A 12,727-nucleotide genomic window follows, 5' to 3' on the forward strand; every position below is an offset into this window, starting at 1 on the left:
TACGCTATAACTGTATTTACACCTTCTGAACCTTAACCTCTGTTTCAGTAAGGAGCACATCATGAAACTTTCGGCGCTGTTTCTCTCTCTTTTAATCTCCTTAACGTCTCTTCATTGTAGTGGTGATCCGGTTTTGACATTTATGGCTGGCGGTGCACCCAACGAAATTGCCTACTGGGAGTCTGTGGTCGAAACGTTTGAGGAGGAAACCGGCATTGCGGTAAGACTCATTCGTCAGACCACCGATACCGATCAACGAAAGCAGAGTATTATTTTAGCGCTCAGGGGAAGGCGCAGTGATCCGGATGTGATGCTTGTGGATGTTGCCTGGATAGGTCAGCTTGCAGCATCAGGGTGGCTTATGCCCCTCAATGATTACAACATAGATACCCAGCCATTCTTTTCACCCGTTATTTCATTGGCAAATACCTATGAAGAGTCGCTTATTGGCCTGCCTTTGTATGTTGACGGTGGTCTTCTTTACTACAGAAAAGACCTTCTGGAAAAGTATGGGTACGATTCACCGCCCCAGACCTGGGAACAACTTCTTGAGATGGCCAAAACGGTCCAGAACGGTGAGCGGGAACATAACAGTGATTTCTGGGGCTATGTGTGGCAGGGAGCACAATATGAGGGACTGATCTGTAATGCTCTTGAGACATTTGTCTCCGCGGGAGGTGGTATCCTCGATTCACATGGTAACTCAATCACGTCCACAGAGGAAAATGTTAAAGCTCTTGAATTTATGATCTCACTTATCCATGAACACGCGGTCTCCCCTCCCAATACCTTCACTGACATGAAAGAGGAGGAGGTAAGAATGACTTTTCAGGCTGGCAATACACTCTTTCAGCGCAACTGGCCCTATGCCTGGGGACTTCACAATGCAAAAGACTCAGAAATAAAAGGTAAAGTGGCAATAGCACCCCTGCCCTCTTTTCCCGAACACCAATCGGCCGCTACACTTGGTGGCTGGCATGCGGTGGTCTCTGCTTACAGCGATATGCCGGAAGAAGCCGTACAATTTTTACAATATATAACTTCCTATGATGTTCAAAAGGATATGACACTGAACCTTGGCTGGAATCCAGGCAGAAGTGATCTTTATGAAAATGAAACCATACAAAGCTCCGCGCCTCACCTTGTTGAGCTAAAACCGGTGTTTGAAGGGGCGGTCCCCAGACCGGTTGTCCCCTATTATTCAGAAATCTCCCAAATTCTACAAAAGCAGATAAACGCCGCTCTGGCAGGTCAGGTCAGTGCTGCACAAGCGCTGGAAAATGCAGACAAGGGCATTGTTAACTTAATAACCACCCATGAAAATGCACAGTAAACTACTTAAACAGATCAATAGCAGGGAAACAGTTATCGCCCTGCTGTTTCTGTTTCCTGTAATTGCTTTTAGTGCGGCTTTTATCCTGTTCCCTATTTTTGGAACTTTTGTCAACAGTATGTACCGGGATGTCAGCTATCTCCCAAGAGCCTTTATTGGCCTGGATAACTATAGTAGCGCCCTTACATCAACGGGGTTCTGGCGTGCTACAGTGTTTACGCTTCTCTTTGCTGCCGTTGCGGTACTACTGGAGCTTTTTTTGGGTTTACTGTTTGCTCTCCTGCTTAACGAAAAGTTCAGGGGTCGTGGTGTGCTCAGAGCTGCCGTTCTTATACCATGGGCTATCCCCACCATTATTGCAGGCAGAACATGGCAGGTGATGTATCAATACAGCTATGGTGTGATTAACTTCATCTTTACCTCAAGCGGAGTTGCTGAAAATAATATCAATTGGCTGGGTACTTCCTATAGTGCATTCTGGGCAATTGTACTTGCCGATGTCTGGAAAACAACTCCGTTTGTGGTAATTATTTTACTGGCAGGACTTCAGGCAATACCCGGAGACCTTTACAAGCAGGCTAAGGTTGATGGAGCAACGATGGTAAAACGTTTCACCAAAATCACTCTACCCCTTTTAAGCCCGGTGATACTGGTGGCAGTAATCTTTCGCACCATCGATTCTCTGCGAATTTTTGACCTGGTCTATGTACTCACCGGAGGCGGCCCCGGCGGCACGACACAAACCCTTTCATATATCGGCTATCAGCACTTTAATAATGATCAGTTTGGAATGGGTTCTACTATTTCTGTAATAATGTTTGCAATCTCCTTTGCAATAACGATAGTGTACATAAAAAAGGGTAACTTTAAAAAGGGAATCAACTAATTTATGAGAGAGTTATTCACCCAGAGATTTCTCATATTCGCAGGTGCTCTTTTCCTGATGTTTTTTGCTTTAACCCCTTTTTTGTGGATGATTGTCATCTCTGTTACAACTGAACCCGATTTCCTTATTACCGGTAATGTCAGCTACACGTTTCAAAATTACAGAAACGTCCTTACATCTCCTTCACTTAATTTTCCAGCGTACCTGAAAAACAGTCTTATTGTCAGTTCTGTAACAGCACTGATTGTCACAATTATAACCAGTTTTTCTGCCTATGCGGTAACCCGCTTTCGTTTTCCGGGCCGGGTGGCTATTCCGGTGGCAGTGTTAGCCCTTTCCATGTTTCCTCAAATAAGTATTGTGGGATACTTGTTCAGGCTTTTTTCCGATTTCGGCCTCACCAATACGTATGCAGCTCTGATTCTTCCCTATACAGCCTGGACCACACCAATTGCGCTGTGGATAAACATGAGTTATTTCTTTCAAATCCCTACAGATCTTGACAAAGCAGCGCTGGTTGATGGAGCAGGCAGAGTTAAAGTGCTGTTTAAAATTATACTACCCCTTGCTCTTCCCGGGGTATTTTCAGCCTTTTTGCTGGTCTTTATTATGAGTTTCAATGAATTTTTGTTTGCTTTAATGTTAACTATTGACCATTCAGCGCAAACGATTCCGGTAGGAATAGCGCTTTTTCAGGGGATACATGGAGAAATACCCTGGGGTAATCTTATGGCAGCCTCAGCGGTATCATCAGTACCCCTTGTAGCGCTTACTTTGCTTTTCCAGAAATATATTGTCAGTGGACTTATGAGCGGATCTGTCAAAGCTTAAAAACTTAACCCATAATTAAAACGATATGACTGAAACAAAACCACCTTTTAAAAATCCCAAAGCCCAAAGCACAGACGCAACAGAGGTAAAACTCTGTGAGTTATCTAAAACATTTACATCACTCAGAGGTAGGGTTGAAGTGCTTAAATCTATCGATTTGAGTATAAAGCCCGGTGAGCTTTTTGTGTTGCTTGGACCTTCAGGATGTGGCAAAAGCACCACCTTAAACCTCATTGCCGGCCTGGAAAAACCAACCGGCGGAACTATACACTTTTCCGATAAATGTGTGGTTGATGCAAAGGAGAAAATCTTTCTTGCCCCTTTTGAACGAGACATCTCTTTTGTGTTTCAAAGCTATGCAATCTATCCTCATATGACCATAGAGCAAAATATCGAGTTCCCCCTCACAAATCTTAAAGAAAAACTAACCAAGCAGGAGCGGTTGAGCAAGGTGAGGGAGACAGCAAAAATCCTTCAAATTGAGGATCTTCTTGATCGAAAGCCATCGGAACTTTCGGGTGGTCAGCGTCAGCGGGTGGCCATTGGAAGAGCGATTGTTCGAAACCCATCACTATTTCTTATGGATGAACCGCTTTCAAACTTAGACGCCAAACTAAGAACCGAAATGCGAGCTGAATTAAAAGCTATACAGCAGAAACTGGGAATTACTACTGTTTATGTTACCCATGATCAAATTGAGGCTATGACACTTGGAGATCGCATCGCGATCCTTGACAAGGGTATATTGCAGCAGATCGGATCACCAGATCAGATTTATAGCAGCCCGCGAAATATCTTTGTCGCCTCTTTTATCGGCTCACCGCCATTGAATCTCATCGAAGGAACGGTGCAGCACAATGATGAAGACACTGTGCTGCAATCCCAAAATCTAAAAATAAAACTCAGTGGTGCTGTTGAGGAAAAAGCGGTAAAGATGTACGGTAAAAAGGTGGTGCTTGGAATCAGACCAGAAGCGATCTCTTTTACCAGTGAAGAAAAAGCAGATACATCTATCTGCTTTACTATTGTCGAGAACCTCGGTCCGGAGTATCTGCTTCACGCATTTTTGGATGGAGCAGGTAAATTTACAATGCAGTCAAGAACCCCTGTTGCTTCCGGTACTGCTTGTGGTTTAAAACTGGACATGAACAGATTGCACCTGTTCGACCCCGAAACCAAAACGCGTATTTAATCCCGGGTGCCTCTGTTTTGCTCAAGCTGCTCTCTAAATTGAATACCTCTCTCTTCTCTACGGGACTCGATCTCTGCGATGGTACGTTCCACCTGCTTTTTTACCTCAGGGGGCAAGTCCTTTAATCTGTTGTGCACCTGGAGCTCCTTCTCCCTGACTACAGCGCCCCGCTCCTTTTCTGCTGGCCGGTTTCTTGACGCGGAATCTATTCGGGCGATATCTTCTTCTGACAACGACTCCATTATTTGTGTCATCATTGATGAGGCATCTCTTTTTACCCCTTCTCTGTCGCCACTGATTACCTGAGTAGAGAACAGAAGCACTAATATTGAAGTGAAAGCTATGTATTTAAAGTGTTCAGGTTTCATCTCCCTCTCCCGTCGATCAGGGCAGAGTATCATACTCTGACCCTGGTTTTATTCTGCCAATACTAAGCGTTTTTCTTCTTTGGTTATTCTAAATCGAGTCTTTCACGAATTTGTCGAATCTCCAGCAGCTTTTGATCAACCCGCTTCTGCATTCTATCCCGGGCCTGTTCCGATACATTTTCTCTTACACGCTCAGAAACGATCTCCATGTGCTGCTGCAGCTTATCCAGTGCTTCGTTAAGGTTCGCTTCAGCCTGCTGGCGTCGCTCTGCAATAAACTCCTCAGATCTGCCTCTTGCTCTCTGGGTCTGGAACTCCTCCACACTCTCCCGTACTTTTTCAAGCACCGGTTCTGCGTCTTCCATAACCCTGTTCATATGCTGTTCCATATCGGAAGGGGCATTTGGTGCAGGTGCCTGTCGTGCTGTTGCCCCGGACACGAGCATAAAAACCGCAACTGCCATGCTTATAGTTTTCAATGTCCTGTTCATACTTCCTCCCTTAAAAACAATTGTATTTATTATCTGAGCGCTTAAATAATCAAACAACGTGCCATAAACCCTATCCCTCTAAATAACATAGGGTTACACCTACCCTTTAAGACCGTGAACTGTTTTTTTTGGGGTTGAAAGTCCCCATCCCCCTGCTCCACCTTCTCACTCTACCTGCTTAGTGATTGATTTTTTAACATTTAGAAAGAAGTAACACAGTATGTATAATTAACCCCACACTATGCAGCATTATGGTTTTTAATGGTTCACCCCTCTTTTAACTCATAAAATAGATAAACTTTGGGTTTAAAGTCTACTCTAAGTACCTGAAAACAAAATAGTAGGAAACAATATCTTACAATTTATAAACACATACTAACACTATGATACCTAACCATTTAGGCAACCTAAGCGCACATAAATATAACCCTATACATTTGAAATCAAACAACTATTGCCGTGTCCAGCATAAACAAGCACTCAGACTACCTGTAAAATAATGAAATCAACATCTTCTAAACATGAAAAAAACTATAAATCAACTGTCCCTTTTCGGGGCAATAATTCTTATTTTTGTCCTTGCCCCTAATCTTCGCTTATTGTATTTAAGTGTAGGTGTTGCTGGTAAACCTAACGTCACAGATGTAACTACTATTTTATAGGTAATAAACTACATTATTTTTCGTGCACAGCTGTCTTGCGTAAGCGACAATTTTACACCGGAGGGAAAGAGTGGTAAACCATTTTAAAAGACTGGCAATGGTACTGGTAGTAGTACCAGCTATTATCCTGGCTCAGACACATACTAACAGAACTTTTCCTTTGGTATTTGATTCACCCCACCAAAGTATGCTGGCACAGAGTTTAACTGATACCGATATAATAGAAAAACGCTCCAGATTTGTTGAAATTAATTCTGCTGTGGTAAATACATCTGTAATATCGACGAAAGACACGCTTAAACTGAACCTCTTTGAGGACCGAGATTTTATTGCGATTGTTGACCGGGTTAAAGAGGATGTAAATGGCACTGTTTCAATTCGGGCAAGAATAGCAGATTACGAATTTGGCTATATTCTTTTATCCGCTACTACAGAGAACAAAATCGCAGGGTATATATCCATTCCTGAAAGAGCAGAGCGATATGTCATCAGAGATATGGTAAACACTGGTACACAACAACTCTTAGAAGTTAAAAATATTGATGTATTGGTAGGATCGCCTCCGATAGTTCCGGATATTGACGAGCAGCCCGGACTAATGAGTTTTAACCAGCTCCAGGGAATGGATATTCAGGATGACCTGCAGCCGGTTATTATCGATATAATGGTGGTTTATACGCCAAAGGCCAAAGAGTGGGCCCAAAACTACGGCGGCGGCATCGATAACGTTGTTGCTATGGCTATGGAAAGAGCCAATCTGGTACTCGATAACAGTAACACATTGATGAATATCTCTTTGGTCTATTCTGGTATGGTCGACTACGTAGAAGATACAATAAGTGCCGACACCGACCTTAAAAGATTAAGAACACCCGATGATGGCTACATGGATGTGGTCCATGACCTGCGCGATCTTTACGGAGCTGATCTGGTACACCTGTTCTCCTATGAAACTCAAACCGGAGGCCTTGGTTACCAATTGGACTGTAAAAATGGTAAACCAGAAATGGGTTTTGCTCTTTCGCGTATTCAGCAAGCAGCATGGAGCTATACTTTTATTCATGAACTGGGCCATAATATGGGAGCTCACCACAGAGCTGATCAGGAACATCAACCCGGACCGACACAATGGAACTACACCTGGTCGGACAACACCTGGTCTGCGGGATGGCGCTGGATTGGAAATGATCGTAACAGGTATTGCTCTGTTATGTCTTATAATGACCCCTGGGACGGCGATAGTGTAATATGGGTCCCTCACTTCTCAAACCCGGATATCAACTACCAGGAAACGCCAACAGGGGATGCAGTATATGCAGACAACGCAAGAACTTTACGGGAGATCAGACATGTAATTGCTGGTTACAGACCCGCACATGATGCGCCAAGGGACTTTATGGCCACCCCGAGCTCTGTTTCACAGATCGACCTCACATGGAACAAAAAAGAGAACAGAGATATCCTGCTTCTTTACTCTACCGACAGCCTTTTCGGTATACCGGAAAACGAGCAGTACTATCTGGAAGGTGATTCTATCAATGGTGGAGGAACAGTGCTTTATGCCGGAGACGCAGAATCGTTCAGTCATAACGGATTAACCCCAAATACCCGCTATTATTACAAGATATATTCCAAAATTTCACCATCACCCCAATGGTCTGCACTTGGAATCAAAACCAATGCCATAACAGATAGCGTTTCGGTAGTATTTTCAGAGAATTTTGACGCAACCGATACCATTCCGTTTGGGTGGGAAACGGAAGACCACCAGGGATATGGCAGGATGTGGAACTTTGGAACACATTCCGATGGTTTAGTGCGAACTACCGGAAACTATGCCTACTTAAAAAGTGATGGTTCTGGAAATGGTGATACAGTAAATGCAGATTTGATAACTCCTTCCCTGGACTTTTCAGCCTATACTGACCTTACCCTATCATTTACCTACTATTACAGCCACTCTGATGAATCTCAGGCAACCCTCTCTTACAGTATTGATGGAGGTGACTGGACTTACATTTCACAATGGAACCCCGAGACCAACAATCCATCTTCTTTAAACGTGACACTTAGCAATTTTGACGGTAAGAGAGACGTGAGGTTTAAATGGAATTATACCGGTTACAATGGCCATTTAAATGTTGATGATATCGTAGTTACGGGTAAAGAGCTTATTATTCTGGGAGATCTCTATCACATTTACGACGGTTTGGAAAAGAGTGCAACGGTGCTTTCTGCACCCGAAGATTCGCAGATACAACTTACCTATAATGGCATAGATAGCTTGCCTGTTGATGCCGGGCGCTACGAGGTAATTGCCCTAATGGATGGCAGTGATAGTGTCCAAATCTCTGATACACTGGTGATTAACCCACGTCCGATCTCAGTAGCTGCGGACTCCACCGGTAAAGTGTACGGAGAAGACGACCCTGAGCTGACCTACACTGCTTCAGACCTTATTGGAGATGATCAATTCACGGGGGATTTGTCCAGAGACTCAGGAGAAAATGTTGGAACCTACGACATAAATCAGGGATCAGTATGTGCAGGGGACAACTACCACATATACTTTAGGGACGCTCCTTTTATCATTAATCCAAGACCGATTACCATAGCAGCCGATTCCGTAAGAAAGATATATGGTGAAAAAGACCCTGAATTGACCTACAGTATTTTTTCAGGCGATCTTTTAGGCGATGATGAGATTACCGGGGTTTTATCCCGAGAACCCGGAGAAAGCACTGGAAGCTATCGGGTCCTACAGGGAGATCTTGGCGCAGGTGATAATTACGCTATTTCATTCGGTGACGGTTTTTTCATCATTAGCGCAGCTCCTTTAACAATAACCGCTAATGACTTTGTTATAAGTGAAGGTGATCCGGAGCCATTGTTTACTGCTACCTACGATGGTTTTGTTAACGATGATGATACCTCATCAATCACCATGCCTAAGTTTAGATGGGCTGAGAGTGATACTGCGGGAACCTACGATATTGAACCTTACGGCGCTTTTGCTGACAACTATGACATAAGCTATAATTTTGGTACTCTCACTATAGAGCCGGTTACATCTGTAGCGTTTCGTTTCGATAGTAAACCAGACAACAGAGGTAATGAGTACGGCATACTCTTAGAGCAAAATCCGGTTCCGATATATACTAATGAAGTCCGGTTCAAAGTTGTTAATCCAGGACACTCTGCAGTAAAAGTAGCCATATATGATCAGCTTGGAACACTGCTTTTTAAAGACGATTTCACTACAGACCGAACTGGAAGAAGTGAACCTATTGTATGGCCAATGACCAATCGCACCGGCAGGAAAATTTCTACAGGTACCTATCTGATACGAGTAGAAGCTCAGGATAAAAGTACCGCGGAAAGATATCGATACAACGCGCTGGTTGGGGTAAGCCGGTAGCAAAACCTCAGTCTAACAATTGGACGAAGGTAAATCATGAGCAAAAAACACCATATTTTAGGGTGCTGTGGGCTTGATTGTGGCCTGTGCCCACGGTTTTATACCAACGGACCTTCACAGTGCCCGGGCTGTTGTGGTGATGATTTTATTAATAAACACCCTTCATGCTCATTCATAACATGTTGCGTTAAGAAAAAAAAGCTGGAAGTATGTGCTCAATGTGATACATTTCTCTGTCAAAAGTTCGATAAAGAAACGTTGGAAACTGATTCATTTATCTCACATAAAAGGATGTATCAAAACCTGCTTTTGTATTCGATAGCTGAACAGTGAGTTTTAACATTAGTCTACAGTATATCTTTTAAGCGTCAGAATAGCAATCCTCACAAATTGCGTCTTAGCTATACAGCGACTGAAAACCGTAAACATACAGAGTTACAATCTAACACCCACTTTTAAACCAACATCAATAGTAAAATCTCCTCCGAAAACCGGCCTTTTACTACCATCGTTAGTGTAATAATAATTTGTTATATTTCTTGTAGTCATTAAGTTTTTGCAGGTAATGTACACATCATATCTTCTGATAAAGCGATGATCTATGTCCTCGTTTCGGTATTGAATGCTAAGATCTAAATTTTTATAAGCTGGCAGGCGGCGATACTTTTTCGGTACCTCATCATAATAGAAAAGTCCTGAATTGTAGATCCCCTTTAGATAGGTATGAAAAGGTGAAAGGTTTAAATGAGCTCCTCCGGTTATAGTCCACGGAACATTCCACTCATACTCCCGGTATTGCTGTTCATACTTTCGCTGAGCAAAGGAGTAGTTTACCGTTGAATTTACGCTGATCCACTCCGCAAGCTCCAGATCTGCTTCCCAATCTACACCCGCAGCACGTACAGGATCGGTTTCCGATCCGACCCACACAGAAGCATAGGGATTTATCCTCAGCTCTTTTGGTTTTCTTCGCACATAAGGTTGCAGACCGGTTCTGAAACGCTGTGAGGTATAATATATCGGGGCAGACAACATATAGGTTGGTAACTTCTTGTGTCTTAGATTACTATCAGGAAGTCCCCGTATATCAGGTCTTGACGTTACTCTTCCCCCATAAAGGCCAAACTGAATATCACCCATCAGTACTGATAAGGATAAACCGTAATCAACAATATATCCCAAATTTTGATCAACAAGAAAACCAGATACCAGAATATCACTCCCAATGTTCAAACTCCCAAGCCTTTTTTCCATTGCAGATTGAACACTTACGGCGGTTTCATCTCCTTTGTCCCCGAAACCATCCCGTAAAAAGGATCTCCCCCATTCGACGCTTCCTTCCCACTGTTGGTATTCGATTCTGCATTCAACATTGGTACTATCGAGATTAAGAAAGTCAATACTGCTGCTTGCGGACGCGACTACATTTGCCAGATTAGTCTCATTAATGTAGGTATAATGTCTGAATCTGTTTTCTGATGCAAAATATTGTTTTGAGCCTCCTATTGTAATAGTGAGATCATTACCGGTCGGCTGCAACGTAATACTACCCATACCCCATGGTTTGAATACATTCTCACCGGAACCGTCACTCCAAACATCCCAGGCTAACCAGAAAAACATTTCAACCTTGATATTTTCTCCCCAATAAGAATTATAAAGATTGATGTTTCCATAAGTGAGGGGATTACCTAAACTAAAATGGTCCGATGTATGACTGAATCTATTGTTGACATAACGAAGAGTATGATTTTCAGCTCTGGTAAAACCTATCTGCAGATCATTTCCATTTCTGCTGTTTGGGAAAGCAAATAGTAGGTCCTGACCGATGATATTGAAGTCCAGTAATAATTCAGGACGTCGTCTGTAATGGGTGAATTCTTCATTCATCTTAGGGTCAACTGTAAGCAAAAACCCACTTGCACCAACCCTTTTGCCGGCAATTCTATTTATTAATAGTTCCGCGTCGCTAATACCGGAAAGCATCAATGCGTCAATCTCCGCGTAGTTGCTTCCACCAAAATGAAAAGGGGCCAAAAAAGGGACACCGGCTACAATGTAGCGATTTTCAAAAGGGGTTCCGGAGCGCACGATCGCTTTTGATCGCGTCTCAGGGGCAGCTTGTACCGAAGCGTGAGAGTGTATTAGATCACTCAAATAATACGTGAGCCCCCGGGAACGCTGCACCTCTTCAGTACTAAATCGTTCCTCTCTTTCTGTGGCACCATGCACAACAACCTCATATTCGGATTCATCAATCTCAATCGAGTCAAGCTCATTAATATATAAACGCATCCTGCGGCCGGATGTATCAATGGATGTAAAAGCAGGTGAGATCGATTCATATCCCGAAGCGCTCACCTTCAGTATGAAAGGTGAGTGTGGTATCATTCGAAAACTGAAACTCCCACACGATTCCGTCGTTGTTACAAGTGAATTGCCATACAGCTCCTGACCCGGCACATTGGAGATAATCTCAAGATAATCACTAAAGGGAACTGTAACAGATCTATCAACTGTTGTATCGGAAAAGTAGAGCTCTACCCTTGCTCCTTTAACCGGCTCCATTGTGACCCAGTTTAATAGTACGCCTTCAATATCGGGATCTGTTTCTCCCCCACCTGAAGCTATAACTTTGGGATCAAAGCAGTAATTCATAAAAACAGTTGATGGTTCAGGCGTCCCCTTAACGTAGGCAGGTGAAAACTCCGATTCAATCATCGATTGGCATACAAGAGAATCAAGCAGTGGCTCAAGAGATGATACTATATGACACATTTCGACAATTCCATCTCTATCCAAATCAACATTTAGCTCGACACATCCCTTCACCCCCTGCTTTAACAGTGAAACAGGAAACGTAAACTCACCTTCTGAAATCAGAACAGGGTCTGCCGAAGTGATTTCAAGCTCCTGTGGTAAAACAGGATCGCTTGTTTGTGGTACTTGATCCGCAACGACCCCTCTAATAAAACACAGTAAACCAACAAAATATAGTGTTACTCTGGTATTTCTCCGAATCGTCTTTACCATCGTTTACCCTCACTTTTGGGTTAAGCATTACATTTAGAGCCAATAGAAAAGTGATCAGTCGCAATTGTTTCTTCGCAAATGTGCCAGCATTAACATTGCAAACATCCGGTACTGATTTTCACTACAGTAACCAAAGTAACCTCTGTGGCCTGATTCTTAAAATACTGTTTCCACATCATAAAAAACAGCCTGTTAACCTTATAGCATAGTGGTACTGTGAAAAGATGTGGTGTAAATTTCAGAACCACGGTATGGGGTAGAAAGGCCGATTTAGGTTCTATAAACAGTTTTTTTTGTCTCCGCATCGCCTTCTTCAATGGCCACCTGAAGCACTGTAACCATACCAGAGAGCACTATTTGTGCTATCCGCGTCTCCTTTTTGGTGTAAGGAGAGCATGAATATCACTACAGGAGGGCCTTTAGAGGCTATCTGAATGCGGGGGAACCATTAAGTGCCTACAGCATTAAGGTTACCCCACGCGGGGGTATTCTAATGTACCTGCTGCATTACTA

At 43.1% G+C, this 12,727-nt stretch carries 8 protein-coding genes; 5 read left to right on the top strand and 3 right to left on the bottom strand.

The genetic code is table 11. From position 1 onward, the window contains the following. Nucleotides 1-61: 61 nt before the first annotated feature. From QA601_14080 to QA601_14095, 4 genes are read left to right on the top strand one after another with little or no spacing between them, the layout of a single operon-like run. Nucleotides 62-1,333 (top strand): ABC transporter substrate-binding protein, encoded by a 1,272-nt coding sequence (locus QA601_14080; protein MDG5816218.1) that lies wholly within the window; start codon nucleotides 62-64, stop codon nucleotides 1,331-1,333. Further along, nucleotides 1,323-2,219: a sugar ABC transporter permease gene (locus QA601_14085; GenBank protein MDG5816219.1), complete on the top strand. Its 897-nt coding sequence runs from the start codon at nucleotides 1,323-1,325 to the stop codon at nucleotides 2,217-2,219. Before QA601_14080 ends, QA601_14085 begins: the two co-directional genes overlap by 11 nt. 57 nt (nucleotides 2,220-2,276) lie before the next feature. Then, a complete protein-coding gene (locus tag QA601_14090) occupies nucleotides 2,277-3,050 on the top strand; it encodes a carbohydrate ABC transporter permease (protein MDG5816220.1) in 774 nt (257 codons plus the stop codon). A gap of 25 nt (nucleotides 3,051-3,075) precedes the next feature. Then, nucleotides 3,076-4,242, top strand: a complete 1,167-nt coding sequence (locus QA601_14095; protein ID MDG5816221.1) for an ABC transporter ATP-binding protein — start codon at nucleotides 3,076-3,078, stop codon at nucleotides 4,240-4,242. Here QA601_14095 and QA601_14100 read toward each other — a convergent pair. Together QA601_14100 and QA601_14105 are read right to left on the bottom strand one after the other, a co-directional pair. After that, nucleotides 4,239-4,610: a hypothetical protein gene (locus tag QA601_14100; protein ID MDG5816222.1), complete on the bottom strand. Its 372-nt coding sequence runs from the start codon at nucleotides 4,608-4,610 to the stop codon at nucleotides 4,239-4,241. The two genes, QA601_14095 and QA601_14100, sit on opposite strands and share 4 nt — an antisense overlap. An 83-nt stretch (nucleotides 4,611-4,693) precedes the next feature. Further along, nucleotides 4,694-5,101: a hypothetical protein gene (locus QA601_14105; protein ID MDG5816223.1), complete on the bottom strand. Its 408-nt coding sequence runs from the start codon at nucleotides 5,099-5,101 to the stop codon at nucleotides 4,694-4,696. Nucleotides 5,102-5,833: 732 nt separating this feature from the next. Between QA601_14105 and QA601_14110 the strand changes: the two genes are divergently transcribed. Continuing rightward, complete coding sequence (locus QA601_14110; protein MDG5816224.1) at nucleotides 5,834-9,181, top strand: MBG domain-containing protein; 3,348 nt, start codon at nucleotides 5,834-5,836, stop codon at nucleotides 9,179-9,181. 435 nt (nucleotides 9,182-9,616) lie between these two features. Here the strand turns inward: QA601_14110 and QA601_14115 are convergent, their stop codons facing one another. Continuing rightward, nucleotides 9,617-12,214: an energy transducer TonB gene (locus QA601_14115; GenBank protein ID MDG5816225.1), complete on the bottom strand. Its 2,598-nt coding sequence runs from the start codon at nucleotides 12,212-12,214 to the stop codon at nucleotides 9,617-9,619. Nucleotides 12,215-12,727: the final 513 nt, after the last annotated feature.

Source organism: Chitinispirillales bacterium ANBcel5, from assembly GCA_029688955.1.
GTDB lineage: Bacteria > Fibrobacterota > Chitinivibrionia > Chitinivibrionales > Chitinispirillaceae > Cellulosispirillum > Cellulosispirillum alkaliphilum.

Coding starts and splice junctions, on each gene's coding strand:
- QA601_14080 (MDG5816218.1), top strand. CDS start 62: ATGAAACTTTCGGCGCTGTTTCTCTCTCTTTTAATCTCCTTAACGTCT.
- QA601_14085 (MDG5816219.1), top strand. CDS start 1,323: ATGCACAGTAAACTACTTAAACAGATCAATAGCAGGGAAACAGTTATC.
- QA601_14090 (MDG5816220.1), top strand. CDS start 2,277: ATGTTTTTTGCTTTAACCCCTTTTTTGTGGATGATTGTCATCTCTGTT.
- QA601_14095 (MDG5816221.1), top strand. CDS start 3,076: ATGACTGAAACAAAACCACCTTTTAAAAATCCCAAAGCCCAAAGCACA.
- QA601_14100 (MDG5816222.1), bottom strand. CDS start 4,610: ATGAAACCTGAACACTTTAAATACATAGCTTTCACTTCAATATTAGTG.
- QA601_14105 (MDG5816223.1), bottom strand. CDS start 5,101: ATGAACAGGACATTGAAAACTATAAGCATGGCAGTTGCGGTTTTTATG.
- QA601_14115 (MDG5816225.1), bottom strand. CDS start 12,214: ATGGTAAAGACGATTCGGAGAAATACCAGAGTAACACTATATTTTGTT.